The 16,942-nt window shown below is 63.4% G+C and carries 16 protein-coding genes; 6 read left to right on the forward strand and 10 right to left on the reverse strand.

What is annotated here, in order from left to right; translation table 11 throughout:
• Positions 1–22: 22 nt before the first annotated feature.
• The 8 genes from G6N15_RS04605 to G6N15_RS04640 all read right to left on the reverse strand — a co-directional run bounded on the left by G6N15_RS04605 (position 23) and on the right by G6N15_RS04640 (position 9,543).
• Positions 23–1,480 (reverse strand): MCE family protein, encoded by a 1,458-nt coding sequence (locus G6N15_RS04605; protein WP_083087424.1) that lies wholly within the window; start codon positions 1,478–1,480, stop codon positions 23–25.
• The gene (locus G6N15_RS04610) at positions 1,477–2,601 is read right to left on the reverse strand and encodes an MCE family protein (protein WP_083087425.1); all 1,125 of its coding nucleotides are present in this window, start codon (positions 2,599–2,601) and stop codon (positions 1,477–1,479) included. Before G6N15_RS04610 ends, G6N15_RS04605 begins: the two co-directional genes overlap by 4 nt.
• On the reverse strand, positions 2,598–3,650 hold the full coding sequence (locus G6N15_RS04615) for an MCE family protein (RefSeq protein WP_083087426.1): 1,053 nt from the start codon (positions 3,648–3,650) through the stop codon (positions 2,598–2,600). The genes G6N15_RS04610 and G6N15_RS04615 overlap by 4 nt, the downstream gene beginning before the upstream one ends.
• Positions 3,647–4,834, reverse strand: coding sequence for an MCE family protein (locus G6N15_RS04620; RefSeq protein WP_083087427.1), 1,188 nt, complete (start codon positions 4,832–4,834; stop codon positions 3,647–3,649). Before G6N15_RS04620 ends, G6N15_RS04615 begins: the two co-directional genes overlap by 4 nt.
• 22 nt (positions 4,835–4,856) lie before the next feature.
• Positions 4,857–5,720 (reverse strand): MlaE family ABC transporter permease, encoded by an 864-nt coding sequence (locus tag G6N15_RS04625; protein WP_083087428.1) that lies wholly within the window; start codon positions 5,718–5,720, stop codon positions 4,857–4,859.
• Positions 5,721–5,733: 13 nt separating this feature from the next.
• Positions 5,734–6,543 (reverse strand): MlaE family ABC transporter permease, encoded by an 810-nt coding sequence (locus tag G6N15_RS04630; protein ID WP_083087503.1) that lies wholly within the window; start codon positions 6,541–6,543, stop codon positions 5,734–5,736.
• 343 nt (positions 6,544–6,886) lie between these two features.
• Positions 6,887–8,092 carry a CaiB/BaiF CoA transferase family protein gene (locus tag G6N15_RS04635; RefSeq protein ID WP_083087429.1) on the reverse strand — a complete coding sequence of 402 codons (1,206 nt, stop codon included), beginning with the start codon at positions 8,090–8,092 and terminating at the stop codon, positions 6,887–6,889.
• Entirely contained in the window at positions 8,089–9,543 is a 1,455-nt protein-coding gene (locus G6N15_RS04640; protein ID WP_083087430.1) for an aldehyde dehydrogenase family protein, read from the reverse strand. Before G6N15_RS04640 ends, G6N15_RS04635 begins: the two co-directional genes overlap by 4 nt.
• A gap of 337 nt (positions 9,544–9,880) precedes the next feature.
• On the opposite strand from G6N15_RS04640, the gene G6N15_RS04645 reads away from it, so the two are divergent.
• The 5 genes from G6N15_RS04645 to G6N15_RS04665 all read left to right on the forward strand — a co-directional run bounded on the left by G6N15_RS04645 (position 9,881) and on the right by G6N15_RS04665 (position 14,301).
• A complete protein-coding gene (locus G6N15_RS04645) occupies positions 9,881–10,582 on the forward strand; it encodes an SDR family NAD(P)-dependent oxidoreductase (RefSeq protein ID WP_083087504.1) in 702 nt (233 codons plus the stop codon).
• A gap of 19 nt (positions 10,583–10,601) precedes the next feature.
• Complete coding sequence (locus G6N15_RS04650; RefSeq protein ID WP_083087431.1) at positions 10,602–11,462, forward strand: mycofactocin-coupled SDR family oxidoreductase; 861 nt, start codon at positions 10,602–10,604, stop codon at positions 11,460–11,462.
• 10 nt (positions 11,463–11,472) lie between these two features.
• On the forward strand, positions 11,473–11,718 hold the full coding sequence (locus G6N15_RS04655; RefSeq protein WP_083087432.1) for a ferredoxin: 246 nt from the start codon (positions 11,473–11,475) through the stop codon (positions 11,716–11,718).
• Complete coding sequence (locus G6N15_RS04660; protein ID WP_083087433.1) at positions 11,715–13,088, forward strand: cytochrome P450; 1,374 nt, start codon at positions 11,715–11,717, stop codon at positions 13,086–13,088. Before G6N15_RS04655 ends, G6N15_RS04660 begins: the two co-directional genes overlap by 4 nt.
• Positions 13,089–13,860: 772 nt before the next feature.
• Positions 13,861–14,301: a PIN domain-containing protein gene (locus tag G6N15_RS04665; protein ID WP_083087435.1), complete on the forward strand. Its 441-nt coding sequence runs from the start codon at positions 13,861–13,863 to the stop codon at positions 14,299–14,301.
• An 8-nt stretch (positions 14,302–14,309) separates the two neighbouring features.
• Here the strand turns inward: G6N15_RS04665 and G6N15_RS04670 are convergent, their stop codons facing one another.
• Together G6N15_RS04670 and G6N15_RS04675 are read right to left on the reverse strand one after the other, a co-directional pair.
• Positions 14,310–15,482, reverse strand: coding sequence for an acyl-CoA dehydrogenase family protein (locus G6N15_RS04670; protein ID WP_083087436.1), 1,173 nt, complete (start codon positions 15,480–15,482; stop codon positions 14,310–14,312).
• Entirely contained in the window at positions 15,466–16,464 is a 999-nt protein-coding gene (locus G6N15_RS04675) for an acyl-CoA dehydrogenase family protein (RefSeq protein WP_083087505.1), read from the reverse strand. Before G6N15_RS04675 ends, G6N15_RS04670 begins: the two co-directional genes overlap by 17 nt.
• A 95-nt stretch (positions 16,465–16,559) precedes the next feature.
• Here G6N15_RS04675 and pcaC point away from each other — a divergent pair, with 95 nt between their 5' ends.
• Positions 16,560–16,940 (forward strand): 4-carboxymuconolactone decarboxylase, encoded by a 381-nt coding sequence (gene pcaC / locus G6N15_RS04680; protein WP_083087437.1) that lies wholly within the window; start codon positions 16,560–16,562, stop codon positions 16,938–16,940.
• Positions 16,941–16,942: the final 2 nt, after the last annotated feature.

The following is a 16,942-nucleotide window of genomic DNA, read 5'->3' on the forward strand; positions in this document are numbered from 1 at the left end:
GGCCCGCATCGTCGCCGGGCGGTCACGATTGCGGCCCTTCCGCCGGGAGCAGCATGCCCGGCAGGTTCGGCGCCGGCGGCGGAGGAGGGGGTGGCGATTCGCCCGGCCTCGTCGGCGCTGGTGGCTGCGGCATCGCCGCTCCCGGTATCCGCGCCGGTGGCACCGCCCCGGGCGGTCCCACCGGATCACCCGGCAGCCCGGTATAGGCGGACACCGCGGGGGGTAGCTCAGGCGGTCCCGGCTTTGGCCCTTCGCCACCGGGCGCCAGCCGCGCCTCGGTGTAGACGATGTTCTCCGGACTTGCCGACTTCGACAGGATTGGGTTGAACGGAAAGTGGAGGTAATTGAAGTTGGGGAAGAAACCGAAACCCCCAGCCAAAAGAGCCGGCGCGCTTATGAAAGTGAAGGGGTTGACCACCCGCAGCGCCGGACCGGCATACTGGGCGCACAGCTTGCCCGTCTCTGTCGCGGTGACGTTCTCGATGGCCCCCATTTGCGAGCAGACGGCCCACACGGCGTTGGTGAAGTTGCTCAAGGCGAATGTTCCACGGACCACGCCGGTTTCGACGTCGTAGTCGGCGTAGGCGTTTGCGAGCGCGTTTGGCGTAACATGCAAGACGTTTTCCAACGCCATCTTGCTGTCGACGAGGATCTGGGTCAGGTCGGCCAGCCGCGCAATCTGCTCGGCGAGCGGGTCACGGGTTCCCGCGATGAACCGCTGCACCTCGGGAAGTGCCGCCGCCAGATTCGTCAGTGCCGCATCTAAATCGGACCTGCTGTCGTCAAGCACGCTGGTCAACGTGGCGAGCCGGTTGTTGAACTGCACGAGTTGTTGGCCGCTGTTGCGAAGCGCGGTGACGAAGGTCTGCAGATTCTTGATGATTTCGACAATGTTGCCGCTGCCATCGGCCAAGGTCCGGCCCACCCCGGACAGTTGAGCCAGGGTCTGCCGCAGTTTGTCGCCGTTACCGCCCAGCGCGTTGGCTGCGCTGTCGATGAAGCGGCCGATCGAGCTGCTCGACACCTTGCCGCTGGGTCCCAGATCGGTTGCCAGCCGCATCAATTGGTCTTTTACCTCATCCCACTCGACGGGTACCGCAGTCCGTTCCACCGGTATCACTGAGCCGTTACCCATGGTTGGCCCGCTCGACCGGTAGGCCGGGGTGAATTGGACATAGCGGGCGGCCACCAGGTTCTGGGCGACGATCACCGCTTTGACATCCGCCGGGATCGGCACGCCGTGATCGACGTGCATGGTCATCTTGGCCTGGGTCCCCTCGGGTTGGATGGCGGCGATGCTGCCGACCTTGATGCCGGCGACCCGCACGTCATCGCCCGGGTAGATCCCGGTGGCAGAAGTGAAGTAGGCGGTGATCGTCTTGGGATGAAAGAACGTATTGCGGATCGCCACAGCTGCGCCGGCGACGAGGAGCAGTGCCAAGCCGATCGCCAGCAAGGCGGCAAGCCTGTTGCGCCTCATTGTGATCCGATCCTTCCCGGCGGCAGGCCCACATGACAGTCGGGACAGGGTGGAATACCGTTGTACGGCCAGGGGAACAATGCCCGCGGCCCGGCGTTGTCCGGTGGCCGGCCTTGGTCCACACCTCTTCTGAACCCGAAGTAGAAGTCGAAGAAGGGCTGGAAAAATAGTTCGGGGAGGAACGCATTGGGGACGAACGCGGTGTAGTAGAACCCGGTGGCGACCGTCTCGGCCTGTGTGAGCTGGTACTTGGCTAGACCGGGCAGTGCTTTGCTGATGTTGTCCCGGTTCTTCTCCAGCATCGCGGTCACCGAATTCAGCTTTTTCAGTGTCGGGGCCAGCTTTGCTTCGTTGTCATGCACCAGTCCGGAAAGCTGTTTGGCGACCGCGGAGGTGTTGGCCAGCAGCTGCACGATCGCCTGCCGCCGCGCCACGAGTACCTGGAGCAGATCGTTGGCGTCGAGGATCAGCGTGTTGACCTGTTCGCTGCGTTGCGACAGGATTCCGGTTACATCGGCGGCTCCTTTGAGTAGCTCGCCCAAGGTTTTGTTGCGGCTGTTGAGGGCTCGCGATAACCGACTCACCCCGTCGAAGGCTGGTCCCAATTGCGGAGCGATCTGGTTGAGCGTGGCCGATAGCGTGTCAAGCGACCGATTGAGCGTTTCGGTATTGGTTCCGGCGATGTTGGCGGTGAGGTCGCTGAGTGCCTCGCTCAACGAGTAGGGCGAGGATGTGCGCGAAACCGGTATGAGGTTCATCGGATGCAGCTTGCCGGTGCCCCCTGATTCCAGGGCGAGAAGCCGCTGGCCCAGCAGCGAACCCGTCTTGATGTGCGCGGTGGTGTCTGAGCCGAGCGAAACCGTCCCCTTGACAGTGAAAGTCACCAATGCATCGCCGTTGTGCAGCGACATCTTCGACACACTGCCAACCTTCATTCCCGAGACCGTCACGTCATTGCCCACGGCCAGCCCGCCCGCTTCAGAAAACAGCGCCTGGTATCTGACCGCCGTGGCCCGCTGCATCAGCTGGTCAGGGGACAGTCCTACGGCGATCACCAGCACCACCAGCACAACGCCGATGATGCCAGCCCGAATCAGTCCGGCTCCGCGGTACTTATTCATTGGTTTGCGCGCACCTCCTCTTCACTGGGCTCCGCGCACCTTCCGCCTTCCTGCTTGAAAATGGGCACAACCACGGTTCGGTACTGCAGATCCGAGACGCGCAGGCTTATCTCGCAGAGGTAATACGGCAGCCAGCTGCCGTATGCGCCGAGCCGCATCAGTTTGCGGTAGTTCTTCGGCAGTTTCTGCAGCGAAACATCGATTCGGCCTTTGTTCTCATCGAGCAGCGGGGCTAATCGGTTCAGCTGCTCTACCGTGCCGGCCAGTGGCGGCCGCGCGTTGGTGAGCAGGCTTGCTATTGAGGCGGTTCCCTTGTCCAGGGAATCGATCGCGGCGCCGATCGTATCGCGGTCTTGCGACAAACCGCTGATCAGCCGTTGCAGACGATCCAGTGCGCCGGAGAACTTGTTACCGTCTTTGTCCAGCGTGCGCACTACGGTGTTGAGGTGGTCGATCAGTTGCTGCACCGTTTGGTCGTTGTCGGCCAAGGTATTGGAGAACGATGAGGTTTTCGACAGCAGAGAATCCAATGTGCCGCCTTCGCCCTGGAAAATCTGCACCAGCGCGGCGCTGAGCGCGTTGACGTCTTGCGGGTTCAGGCCCGCGATGACGGGTTTCAGACCGCCGAGCAGCAGATCGAGGTCGAGCGCCGGTGCGGTCCGGTCGGCCGGGATCTGCGAACCTGCCGGCAGCACCTTAGTGGACCCGGGACCGTCGACGAGCTCGAGGTAGCGGTCACCCACCAGGTTGAGGTAGCGAACGGCGGCACGGGTTCCGCTGGTGAGCACGACACTGCGGTCGGCGTCGAACTTCACCAATACCTTGTTGTCGGGGCGCAGCGAGACGCTTTTCACGGTGCCCACACGGATGCCGGCGACCCGCACAGTTTGTCCGGTCTTGAGACGCGACACGTCGTTGAAGACCGCGGAATATCCGTTGGTTGAACCGGTTCGGTACTGGCTGAAAATGAAGAACAAGAACACGGTCAGCACCAGCATCACGGTCGCGAAAGCCGCGAACTTCATGATGGTCCCGCGCGAGCCGCTCATCCGGGCTGGCCGATCTGCATGGAGTTGCGCGGTGGCCCGTCGATCGGCCCGTACAGCAGCTGCTTGAGGGCATCCGAGTTGAGCAGAAGTTGCTGGTTCCCGTACTGCCAGGGGTTGGCACCGACATCGGCGACCACGTACGGCGGCGCCACGTCCGGGCGCACAACGGGAAGTTCGTGGCATTGGGGACCGCCCGTCGCGGCAACCTTGGGCAAGTTGGCAGGGTACCGATAACGTTCGGCCCCAAACTCCAGCCCGGCGATTATCTTAACTCCCGGGACATCCAGCGGCGGAGCTTTCAGATTCTGGGCTGCCCCGGCAAGTCCGCACCACAGCGCTTGGTGGTACTCGTTGAGCAGATTTGTGGTCGGCACCAACATGTGCAGGACATCTGTCAGCGCTTGCCGGTTGCCGCCCACTACATCGTTGCCGATCGTCGCCAAACCGATGCTGCTGATAAGAAACTCATCCAGGTTTCGCTGCTCGTCGACGATCGTCTGACTGATTCGGGTCGCATTATCGGCGATTTTGACGAGGTCGGGCCCGGCGTCGGCGTAGGCGTTCGCCACCGCAGGAAAGACGGCGAGGTTGTGGCTGAACGCCGGAAGACTCGGATCCAGGGTGGCCAGAAACGAATCCAAGTCGCTGAGTGCTTGGCCGATCCTGTGGCCGCGGCCGTTGACCGCCGAAGCGATTGCACCGAGGGTCTCGTTGAGTTTGGCGGGATCGATCTTCGACAGCACTGCCGTCAGTCGTTCGAATACCGTGTTGATTTCCACGGTGACGTGTTTGTTGTCGAGGACTTGGCCGGCGTGCAATCGCTGTGGTGAGGGCGTGGCGGGCGGTACCAGCTCAATGAACTTGGCGCCGAACACCGTTGTAGACGTGATGTCGACAAGCACATTGGCGGGAATGAAGCGTAGCTGCGGCGGATCCATGGCAAGGTGAAGCACCGCTTGGCCATTCGACCGCGTCTCGATTGAGGCGACCTTGCCCACCTGGACGCCGCGCATCTTCACCTTGGCGTCCGCGTTCATCACCAGCCCGGCGCGCGGCGACACCACGGTGACCGGAACGGTTTGGGCGAAACTGCCCTGGAACAAACCGACCGCCACAGCGACGATCCCAAGAATTACGACGATGGTAGCCAAACCGGCCAGTGCGCGTATCGCGTTGTGAGACATTGTCTTTCCCAGGCGCTTTCCCTTACCCTGACAGGTTGAAATGTCCGTTGGTGCCGTAGATCGACAGCGAAACTAAAAGCGTCACCGATACCACGATGATGAGCGAAGTACGGACCGCGTTGCCGGTGGCGACCCCGACACCCTCGGGGCCGCCACCGGCGAAATAGCCGTAGTAGGTGTGGATCAACAGAACGGCCAGCGCCATCAGGATGGCCTGCAGGAACGACCACAGCAAGTCATACGGGTAAAGGAATGTATCGAAGTAATGATTGTAGAGGCCGCCTGATTGGCCGAACAGGACAACGGTGGTGAACTGGCTGGCAACGAACGAGAGGATGATGGCGATGCTGTAGAGCGGCGTGATGGCGATCATGCCCGCCATGATCCTGGTGCTGACTAAGTAGGAGATCGGCCGAATGGCCATGGATTCCAGGGCATCGATTTCTTCGTTGATCCGCATGGCGCCCAGTTGCGCGGTTACGCCGGCACCGAAGGTAGCGGCCAAGCCGATTCCTGCGACCACCGGTGCCGAGATGCGGACGTTGATGAATGCCGCCAAGAATCCGGTCAGCGCTTCGATGCCGATATTGCCCAGTGAGCTATAGCCTTGTACTGCAAGCGTACCGCCAGCGGCCAGCGTCAAGAAGCCGACGATCACAACGGTGCCGCCGATCATCGCCAAAGTACCTGTGCCCATGCTGATTTCGGCGATTAGACGAAAGACTTCGCGCCGGTAGTGAACCGTCGCAAAGGGTACGCCGGCAAGCGCTCTGCCGTAGAATATAACGTGGTCACCTATCCCGCCGAGAGTATTGACGGGCTTGCGCAATTGGTCGAGGACCCCAAACGTCCGAGGGTAGGTGGCTCTCAGCGCCTTGACGGTCATCGCATGTCCCCAGTTACTTGGTCGAGAACCGGATGCCGATGGCGGTGACGACGACGTTGACGACGAACAGCGACATGAACGCGTACACCACGGTTTCGTTGACGGCGTTGCCCACCGCTTTAGCTCCCCCGCCGGAGATGCTCAATCCCCGGTAACACGCCACCAGGCCGGCGATAAGGCCGAACAGCGCTGCCTTAACGCAAGAGATGATCACCTCCGGGACACCGGTCAACAGGGTGATGCCGGCAGCGAACGCGCCGGGGTTGACGTTTTGAATGAACACCGAGAAGCTGTAGCCGCCGAGGATGCCGATGATGACGACCAGGCTGTTCAACAGCAGCGCCACCAGTCCGGACGCCAGCATGCGAGGTGCCACCAAACGCTGCACCGGGTTGATGCCCAACACCTCCATTGCGTCGATTTCTTCACGAATAGTGCGCGAACCCAGGTCCGCGCACATCGCGGTGGCGCCGGCGCCGGCCACGATCAACACCGTCACCAGCGGACCGACCTGGGTGACCGCGCCGAAGGCGGCGCCCGCGCCGGAAAGGTCTGCCGCGCCCAATTCGCGCAGCAGGATGTTGAGAATAAAGCTGACCAGAACCGTGAAAGGTATGGCCACCAACAATGTTGGAAGCAGTGAAACGCGCGCGATGAACCAGCACTGTTCTAGGAACTCTCTCCATTGGAACGGCCGGCGGAACACAAATCTCACCGCGTCCCCCGACATCGCGGCCAGGCCACCCACGGCTTGCATCGCTTCGGAGAAGCCCCTCGGCAAAGTGACGCCTGAAGACCAGCGGTCGGCTGCCTTATTCGCCAACGGTTCCCACTCCCCCCACAACGGTCACGCCAGAGACTACCGCCGAAGGATCGACATTTCGCGCCGATTCAACCGCCGACGGCGCCAACCGTAACCTCCTCACAACGTGCCCTCCCTACTCGGGGCTAGCGTCAGGACTCGCCGCTGAAGGAAAAGGCCCGAAACGTCGCCATGCGTGTCGCGATTATGACCCACAGCGTGGCCTCCCAGGTACGAAATGCGAATCTCTGCCAGGAAACTCGGACTTACACGATGTCGTGGTCGTTACCGGCCGGTAGCAACGATTTTCCCGGTACCGCAGGTACCTGCTGCGAGAAGCGAAGTATGGCATCAGATCCCACCCCTACGTGACGGCGCCGGCCGTCTTCAGCTCGATGATGTGCTCCCAGTCGAATCCGAGTTCCATCAAGATATCGTCGGTCTGCTCTGCGAACTTGGGTGCCGCCCCGCAGTGCGGCGAGGACACATCGAACTGCACCGGATTGGACACCAGCTCCAAATCACCGGTCTGCACTATATATTCGTTCGCTCGAACCTGCGCGTCGTGGGCTGCCTGTAACGTGTCCTGCACCGGAGCCCACGGACCCGACAACGTTACGAAACGTTCGCTCCATTCAGTCAAAGTCCGAGTTGCGATCGCTTCGGTCAGGATTTTCACCGCCTCGGCCGTGTTGGCGGCGATCTGCTGATCGGTGGCGAACCGGGGATCGTCGGCGAGTTCCGGGCGATCGATGTGCCAACATACGTCCGCCCAGAACTTGGTCGGCTGCATCATCACGAAAGAGATGTAGCGGTTGTCGGCAGTTGTGTACAGCCCCACCAAGGGGTTGTTCGGTGCGCCGTGCACGCCCGGCGGCGGGGCTTCCAGGCGTTGTCCGAGATGCACTGTCAAGGCCACGGTGTGGCCCAGTGACCACAGGCCGCTGCCGAGCAACGAGACGTCCACAATCGACGGTTCGCCGGTGCGTTCCCGTTTGAGCAAGGCCGCCGCGATGCCGCCGGCAAGGTTGGTGCCGGATATGGTGTCGCCGTAAGCCGGTCCGGGCGGCGCGATCATGCCCTCCATGCCAACCGGTGTGATGGTGGCAGCGGTTCCGGCCCGGCACCAAAACGCGGTCATGTCGTAGCCGCCCTTGCCCGACTCGGCACCGCGCGGGCCGAACGCACTGCCGCGCGCATAGATGATCTTGGAGTTGACGGCGCGGATGTCGTCGACGTCGATACCGAACTTCTGGCGGTGCCCGGGCAGGAAACTGGTCAAGAACACATCCGACCGGCGAGCCAGCTCGTAGAGCACGTCCTTTCCTTCGGGCACTGACATGTCCAGGCCGATGCTGCGCTTGCCGCGGTTGGCATGTTCGATGTTCGGGTTGGGATCGCCCTCCACCCGCAACATGCCGGTCTGGCGCAGTCCGCGCTGTGGGTCGCCGGTGACCGCGTGTTCGACCTTGATGACGTCGGCCCCCCACTCGGCCAGCACCGCACCCGCCGATGGCACGAAGCCGTACATGGCGACTTCGAGAACACGGATGCCTTGCAGGGGCGTCATCCGGCCACCGCCGCCCCAGGCAGAGCCAGCGTCTTGCGCTCCAGGAATTCTTCGAGCCCGGCGACGCCCATTTCGCGGCCGACTCCGGATTGCTTGAAGCCTCCGAATGGGGCGTCCGGCGCGAAGTAGTTGCCGCCGTTGATGGACAGCGTGCCGGTGCGGACCCGGCGCGCCACCGAGAGCGCCCGGTGCTGGCTGCCGAACACCGAACCCGAAAGCCCGTAGATCGAGTTGTTTGCGATGCGCACGGCGTCGTCGTCATCAGTGAACGGAATGACCACCAGCACCGGCCCGAAGACCTCCTCCTGGGCGATCTCGCTGTCCGGATCGACGTTGGTCAGCAGAGTTGGGGCATAAAAGAAACCGGGGTCGATCTTTTTGCCGCCCGTCACCAGGGTCGCGCCGGCCGCGACGGCGCGCTGGACCATCCCGTCGACCTTGTCGCGCTGGCGCTCGTTGATCAACGGGCCCATATAGGTATTGGGGTCGGCCGGATCACCGTGACGCACCTTCGCGAAATTCTGTGCGATCAGCTCGACGATCTCCTCGTGGCGCTTCCTGGGCACCAGCAACCGGGACGTCAACGCGCAACCTTGCCCCGCATGGCTGCACATGGAGAAGGCCGCGAACATGCTCGCCATCGAAAAGTCGGCGTCGTCGAGCATGATCACCGCCGACTTGCCGCCCAGCTCGAGGAAGACCCGCTTCACCGTTTCGGCGGCCGCGGCCATGATCTTGCGGCCGGTGGCGGTCGACCCGGTGAAGGTGATGACGTCGACGTCACGGCTCGTGGTCAGCGCGGCGCCGACCGCTGGATCCGACGAGCTCAGCACATTCAGTACGCCGGCCGGGATATCGGTGTGGTTGGCGATCAGCTCGCCCAGCGCCAGCGTAATCAGCGGCGTGTCCGGCGCGCCCTTGAGCACGACCGTGCATCCGGCGGCCAGGGCGGGAGCCAGCTTGGCCAGCGCCAGCTGGTTGGGATAGTTGTAGGCAATGATGGCACCTACCACCCCGGCGGCTTCCTTCTCTACCCAGCGGTGATGGCGCATACCGCGCGATTCCATCTCGCCGAGATCCTCGCTCATCGGATAGGTACGCAGCAGGTCGGCGTAGTAGCGGACAATCCCGATCGGCTCGTCGAGCTGAGGCCCGTGGGTCAGCGCCCGAGTGGCGCCGACTTCGGCAATCGTCAGTTCGCGCAGTTCCTCGGCCTGCTCGAGCAGCGCGTGATGCAGCTGCTCGAGGCAGTGGACCCGGAATTCGACGTCGGTCGGCCAGCTGGTGGTGTCGAATGCGCGCCGCGCAGCCGCGATGGCCGCTTCCGCTTCGGCGAGGCCTGCGTCCGGGGCGTACCCGAGGACTTCGCCCGTCGCCGGATTGACCGAAGGAAATGTCCGCTTTGAAGTGACAAGCCGGCCGTCAATCAGCAGGCGCCGGTCGGCCCGCATGTCATCCGGGACTTGAGCCCCCGATGCGCCGCCCGAGGACCCGCCACCTGCCGCGATGGTCACTGCGAGTCCTGCGATGGCATTTCGGCCTCCTCATCGGGTGGATAACTTCATTCTCGTACTCGGCGAATCTTACATTCGGAGGACGGGAACTCAAGCGCGGAACGACTCATTTGACATGCGTCGGTAACCGCCGGCTGTTACCTGTCAGTAGCATTCATGCATTTCAAGACTGGTAGTTCAGAATCTTGCACGCCCTCCCAGTGCGAGAGTACGGTTCTCATAATCGAAAGGGATGTTCTTGATGCTTGGCGACGCATCCAGTCAGGAGTGCGACGTGAGGATCGCCGTCGTAACCGGCGGCGGGTCGGGCATCGGCTTGGCCATCGCGCAACGGCTGCGCAAAGACGGCCACCGAGTCGCCACCATCGATCTCAAGCCCGCCGAAGAGGAGTTCGCGTTCACCGCCGACGTGACCGATCGCTCGCAAGTCGACGCCGCGCTTTCGGCGATCCGCGACCAACTGGGACCCGTCACGATTCTGGTCAATGCCGCGGGCCTCGACGGGTTCAAGCGGTTCGCCCACATCACGTTCGAGGAGTGGCAGCGCATCATCGATGTCAACCTCAACGGCGTCTTCCACACCATTCAGGCGGCGTTGCCCGACATGATCGAGGCGGGGTGGGGGCGGATCGTCAACATCTCCTCGTCCAGCACCCATTCCGGAGTCCCTTACATGTCGCACTATGTGGCAGCCAAATCGGCGGTCAACGGGCTCACCAAGTCGCTGGCGCTGGAGTACGGACCTAGCGGCATCACGGTCAATGCCGTGCCGCCTGGTTTCATCGACACCCCGATGCTGCGCAAGGCCGCGGAGCAAGGTCATCTCGGCGACATCGAGAAGAGCATTGCCGCGACACCGGTTCGCCGGATCGGCAAGCCAGAAGACATCGCCGCGGCATGCGCCTTCCTGGTATCGGAAGAGGCGGGCTACATCACTGGTCAGATCTTGGGCGTCAACGGCGGCCGAAACACATAAGTACTGGGAAGGAAATTCTGTGGGACGCGTTCAGGGAAAAGTCGCATTCGTCACCGGTGCCGCACGCGGCCAGGGCCGCAGCCACGCGGTTCGGCTGGCCGAAGAGGGCGCCGACATCATCGCTGTGGACATCTGTCGTGACATCGAGACCATCGGATATCCGATGGCAACGCCGGAAGACCTCGACGAAACCGCGCGGCTCATCGAGAAGACCGGCCAGGGCGTGGTCACTGCGCAGGCCGACGTGCGCGAGGCCGCGCAATTGCGCGCTGCACTCGACGACGGTTTGGCCGAGTTCGGCAAGCTCGACATCGTGGTGGCGCAGGCCGGCATCGCGGGGATGCAGGGCAATCCGCCGCTGCAGGCGTGGTGCGACGTGTGGAACACGAACCTGATCGGAACGATCAACGCCATTCAAGTGGCGCTGCCGCACCTGAGTGAAGGCGCCTCGATCATTGCCACCGCGTCGACCGCTGCGCTGATGGATGTCGCCAAAAAGGACAATCCGGGCGCCGATCCCGGCGGGATGGCATACCTCTACTCCAAGCGGCAGATCGCGGAGTATGTCAACGTCCTGGCCACGGAGCTTGCGCCGCTTGGCATTCGCGCCAATGTGATTCACCCGACGAACTGCAACACGCCGATGCTGCAAAGCGAGCCGATGTACCGCGCTTTCCGGCCCGACCTGGAGAAGCCGACGCGAGCAGACGCGGAGCCGGTTTTCGGCGTGCAGCAAGCGATGAGGATTCCGTACATCGAACCGGAGGACATCAGCAACGCGGTGCTGTGGCTGGCCTCTGACGAGGCCAGGTATGTGACCGGGATGCAGTTACGCGTCGACGCTGGCGGTTACCTGAAGTGGTACGACTACCACATCTAAGGGGCAGGCGATGAAGGTTTGGGTCGATCCCGAGCGGTGCCAGGGACATACGTTGTGTTCGATGATCGCTCCGGATGCGTTTGAGCTCGACGACATCGACGGCCATTCGTCGGCAGTCTTCGACGAAGTCCCGCCTGAGCTGGAAGACAAGGTCCGCGAGGCCGCTCAGTCGTGTCCGGAATGCGCGATCTTCATCGATGCGGACTCGTCCGGCGACCCGGCGAAACCGGAAAAGTCAAGGGAGACAACGTCGTGACCGTTGAGGACAGGACGGCCGCAGACGCTGACGACGACCGCAGGCAGCCTCGCTATCACTTCGACCGCCATACGCCCGAATACCGCAATCAGTTCGAGGCGATCACCGAGGAGATGCTCGCCAAGTGTCCGATCGCCTGGACGGACACCTACGGCGGGCATTGGGTGGCGGCCGGTAACCGCGAGGTGTTCGAGCTTGCCCGCTGCCCGCATGTCTCGAACCACCATGACCTCACCGGGGAACGGCCGGCCTATCAGGGCATCAGCATTCCTCCGGCGAGGCGGGCCAGCGGCATCAGGGGCGGCATGCTGGAGATGGACGACCCTGAGCACCGTATTTACCGAAACGTGCTGAACCCGTACATGTCTCCGGCTGCAGTGAAGCGGTGGGTGCCGTTCGTCGACGATGTCGTGCGGGCTTGCCTGGACGACAAGATCGAAGACGGCCACATCGATTTCGTCGACGACCTCGCCAACGTCGTACCAGCCGTGCTCACATTGGGGATGCTGGGCATACCGCTCAAGAAGTGGAAGATCTACAGCGAGCCGGTGCATGCGGCGGTATACACGCCCGAACACTCTCCGGAGGCCGAGCGCGTGGCCGAGCAGCACCGGCAGATGGGCATCGACCTGTTCGGCAATCTCGTTGAGATTCGGGAGAATCCGCGCCCCGGCATCATCAATGCACTTCTTGAGCTGCGGATCGACGGCGAGCCGGCACCTGAGCTTGACCTGTTCGGGATGCTCGGACTGGTCATCGGCGGCGGCTTCGACACCACGACGGCGTTGACGGCGCACGCGCTCGAGTGGTTGTCGCAGAACCCCGACCAGCGCGAAGTGCTCAGCCGCGACCGCGACACCTTGCTGGACCCGGCGACCGAAGAGTTCCTGCGCTACTTCACCCCGGCGCCCGGCGACGGCCGGACGTTCTCCGAGGACTGCGAATTCTTCGGTACCCGGTTCAAAGAAGGTGAGCGCCTGTGGATTTCGTGGGCGATGGCGAACCGGGATCCCTCGGTGTTCGCCGACCCAAACCAGATCATCCTGGATCGCAAGGGAAATCGGCACTTCAGCTTCGGACTGGGCATCCACCGCTGCGCCGGATCCAACGTCGCACGCGTGGTGTTCAAGTCGATGCTCACGGCCGTGCTGGACCGGATGCCGGACTACCGCTGCGATCCTGCGGGCACCGTTCACTACGACACCATCGGCGTCATCCAGGGGATGCGGCATCTGCCGGCCACCTTCACTCCCGGCCGCCGGGTCGGAGTCGGCCTCGAGCAAACGCTCGAGAAACTACAGCGCGTCTGTGACGAGCAAGGTCTGGCGAGGCCGATTACCGAATACAAAGAAGCCGCCGTCATCGACTGACATACTGAGCCGATGAACCTGCGGCAGCCCCCTGAAAGCGTTGGCAGCAAGCGCTGTGCTGGCGGTGGCTGCGCTAATTTCGGCTCCGGTAAGCCACGCCGGCACGCAGATCGGCAACTACGAGCTGCAAATCGTGCGCGATTTTCCCGGCCACAGTTGGTTCTGGGCAATCAGAGCGTGCACTCAACCCGCCGATGACCGTGTCAACATTTTCGCCATACCCAGGCCAACGGACAGGCCACGGCTTACGACGGCGAGGCGCACCTGGCCAACGGCCAATACACTTTTGTTGTCGACATCCCCGACGGTGTGCGCTGCGCCATCTACTTCCTTCCCTCCCACGACACCGATACATGGGTCCCGTTGCGCTCACCGGTTCGCTGGTGAACACCTACCAGTCGAGCTGCGGTGGCGGACCGGGCGGAACGGACACGTATCCTTTCGCGCTGGTGCGGTATTAATGCGGTTTTAGGACGGCATGGCGCCGGGGCGTACAATGAATCGACCGAGACATACAACGGAGGCCACGAGTGCCCAGCTACGTGATGAAACTGTCCAGAAATGGCCAGGTCTCGATTCCTGCTGACACTCGTGCGCGTTGGCAGACGGACCGGCTGCTGGTGGTGGACTTCGGCGACCGAGTGGTAATGCGTCCAATGCCTCACGATCCTCTCGGCGACCTCAGTGGCAAATATCCGCGACACCCAAGCAGCGACGACGCCCGCCGGCGCGCTCGCGCCGACCAGAGCGCAGCTGAGCGGCGCAAGCGAGCTTGACCGTCCTCGACGCCTACGCGGTGCTGGCTTTGCTCAAGGGCGAACCTGCTGCGAAGCCAGTTGAGCAACTCTTGCGGGATGACCCTGACGCGACGTTGACGCCGTTGGGAGTCGCGGAGGTTCTCGATCACCTCGTCCGCATTGAAAAAGCAGCGGAAGAGGAGGCTGCGCTGGACCTCGCCCAGCTCGGCCTGGCAGACCCGCCGCCATTGGACGCAACGGTGGCGATGCGGGCAGGGCTGCTGCGGGCCCGCCACTACCACCGGCGTCGCCGCGCCGTGAGCCTCGCCGACTGCGTCGTCGTCGAATTCGCTCGGGTTGCAGCGACATCGGTCGCTACGTCCGATCCGCACCTGCTCGATCTTTGCCATGACGAGGCGATCGGCATGGTGGTTCTACCGGACAGTCGCGGCCATGTTTGGAGGCCGCCGCCATGACGTCGGAGTTACTGCGGCAGGCCCAGCACTCGCTGGGCGATGATGTTGCGGTGAATCTCCGAGGTGCCGCCGGCGATCGTGCCTGAGAAACTGCGGGCATAGCGCTCGAACCAGCTGGCGAAGTAATGGTCGAGGTTCATCGGAGCGTAGGGACCCGTCAGTGCGGGAGAGATGAGCCCGTCGGAGCGCGCCGATTCCAGCGCGTGCTCCGAGGCGTTTCGTTCGGCTTCGGAGCCGAGCAGCTTGAGTACCGACAGCGCGGGAACGTCTTCTTCCCCGCGGGCAGCGCGGGCCAGCGCCACCGATCCGAGCAGCCGCAGGGCGTGGTAGTCCATGACCAGCGTCGCGTAGTGGTCGCGGTCGAGCACGGTGGCGGGGTGGAAATCGGTGATCAGATTGTGGAGGCGATCGGCGAAACCCAGCCACATCATCGTGCGTTCATGGCCGAGCGATCCGTTGGCCACCCGCCAGCCCTGGTTCTCCTGCCCGACCAGGTTCTCCGCCGGGACCCGCACATCGGTGAAGAACACCTCGTTGAAGTCCAGGTCGTCGCGGCTACAGATCGACGGGAAGGGTCGCCGTACCACGCCCGGCGTATGGGTGGGTATCAAGAGTGCGCTGATCCCTTTGTGCTTGGGCGCGTTTGGGTCGGTGCGTACGAAGGTCAGCAACACGTCGGCGTCATGGGCTCCGGACGTCCACACCTTCTGCCCGCTGACCACGTAGTGGTCGCCGTCGCGCGCCGCCCGGGTACGCAGTGACGCCAGATCCGAGCCGGCGCTCGGCTCGCTCATCCCCAGCGATGCGGTGATCTCCGCCCGCAGGATCGGCACCGCCCAGCGGTGCTTCTGCTCCTCGGTGCCGAACGACAACAGCGACGCTGCAACGATATTCACGCCCTGCGGGTTGAAGCTGTGGTAGATGCGCCGCCGGCACAACTCCTCGAGGTGAACGAACTGCTGCAACACGGTGGCGTTGCGGCCGCCGAACTCCGGCGGTTGCCCGGGCAGCAGCCAGCCGTTGTCGAACAGCAGTCGCTGCCAGCGCCGCGCCCACGCCGGCATGTGCGAAACCGAGCGAGGCCGCTCCAGAGTCTCCGCCGCATCGGGCAGATGCTCGTCCAGGAAGGCGACAAACTCGGCCCGGAAGGCCTCGACGTCGGGATCAAAATTCAGCTGCACGGTACTCCTCCGCGATCATCGCCCGATGCTGCGCAGCGCCGCCGAGCATGAGCTCGCCCGCCTTGGCCCGCTTGAGCGCGAACTGCAGATCGTTCTCCCAGGTGAATCCCATTGCGCCGAAAAGCTGCAGGCCGTGGCGGAAAACCAGCGCCTGGCACTCCCCCGCCGACGCCTTCGCCATTGCCGCCGCCAGCCGCCGCCGCGGGTCGTCCGCCGAAATCGTCAGCGCGGCAAAATATCCCAACGCGCGGGCGCGCTCTATTGCCACATGCATGTCGGCGGCCTTGTGCTGGACCGCCTGAAACGACCCGATCGGTACCCCGAACTGGTGGCGGCTGCGGACATGGTCGAGGACCAAGTCGAGAATGCGTTGGCAGGCACCGACCATCGTCATCGCCATCCCGGTCAGTGCGACATGGTGGGCACGCTCGGCGTCGACCTTGACCCGAGCGCTGTCGGGCACCGGCACTCCCGGGAAAGACACCTCCGCGACATGCAACACGGGGTCGAAGACCGAACTGCGCCGGGCAGACACCGCACCCGCGCCGACAAGAAAGACCCCGGCGTCGGTCACCACCGCCAACCGGTCGACCCGGTCACCGTCGAGGACGTGGCGACCCGTGCCCTCCAGTGCCCATCCCTCGCCGTCCCGATGCGCGGTCACCCCCTCGTACACGGCGGCGCCGGACTCGTGCGGGTCGAAGCGGCCGCCGGCCAACGGCGCGAACTGGGTCATGGTGGCCAAAAACGGCGTGGGGTCGGTGGCACGGCCGAGCTCTTCGAGCACGATGGCCAACTCGACCGCACTGGCCGAGTCGCTCAGGTCCGTCCAGCCGAGGTCCACATAGGACTTCCACAACGGCGTGGGGTCGACGCCGTCCTCGGCGACGCTGCGCACCAGCGAGGGCGGGCACTGCTTGGTGACGACGTCGCGCACCGTGTCGTGCCACAGCCGCTGGTCAGCATCGAACTCCAAAAGCATCCGGATCGCCTCCTCGCCGCCCCCCAACGCTCTGAGAATATCATTCTCCGATTAGCACAGTCACAATCTCATGCTCCTCGTAAAGGAGGCGACACGTGGATCAGAAGACCTACGACAAGGGCCTGCAAATACGCTCCGCGGTGCTGGGCAAGGCGCATGTCGACAAGGCATTAGCCGAAGCCGACAACTTCACCAAGCCCCTTCAGGATCTCGTGACCGAGTACTGCTGGGGCTCGGTGTGGGGGCGCGACGGGCTTACCCACAAGACGCGCAGCATGCTCACCGTGGCCATGATTGCCGCGCTCAACCGACCGCATGAACTGCGGATGCACATCAAAGCGGCACTGACCAACGGCGTCACCCGCGAAGAGATCCGCGAAATCCTGCTGCAGGTCGGCATCTACGCGGGCGTTCCGGCGGCCGTCGACAGCTTTCGCATAGCCCGCGAGACGTTCGCCGAACTCGACCAGGACTAGGA

Origin of the sequence: Mycobacterium noviomagense (assembly GCF_010731635.1) — a bacterium.
Taxonomy (GTDB): domain Bacteria; phylum Actinomycetota; class Actinomycetes; order Mycobacteriales; family Mycobacteriaceae; genus Mycobacterium; species Mycobacterium noviomagense.

Coding starts and splice junctions, on each gene's coding strand:
- G6N15_RS04605 (WP_083087424.1), bottom strand. CDS start 1,480: ATGAGGCGCAACAGGCTTGCCGCCTTGCTGGCGATCGGCTTGGCACTG.
- G6N15_RS04610 (WP_083087425.1), bottom strand. CDS start 2,601: ATGAATAAGTACCGCGGAGCCGGACTGATTCGGGCTGGCATCATCGGC.
- G6N15_RS04615 (WP_083087426.1), bottom strand. CDS start 3,650: ATGAGCGGCTCGCGCGGGACCATCATGAAGTTCGCGGCTTTCGCGACC.
- G6N15_RS04620 (WP_083087427.1), bottom strand. CDS start 4,834: ATGTCTCACAACGCGATACGCGCACTGGCCGGTTTGGCTACCATCGTC.
- G6N15_RS04625 (WP_083087428.1), bottom strand. CDS start 5,720: ATGACCGTCAAGGCGCTGAGAGCCACCTACCCTCGGACGTTTGGGGTC.
- G6N15_RS04635 (WP_083087429.1), bottom strand. CDS start 8,092: ATGACGCCCCTGCAAGGCATCCGTGTTCTCGAAGTCGCCATGTACGGC.
- G6N15_RS04640 (WP_083087430.1), bottom strand. CDS start 9,543: ATGCGGGCCGACCGGCGCCTGCTGATTGACGGCCGGCTTGTCACTTCA.
- G6N15_RS04655 (WP_083087432.1), top strand. CDS start 11,473: ATGAAGGTTTGGGTCGATCCCGAGCGGTGCCAGGGACATACGTTGTGT.
- G6N15_RS04675 (WP_083087505.1), bottom strand. CDS start 16,464: ATGCTTTTGGAGTTCGATGCTGACCAGCGGCTGTGGCACGACACGGTG.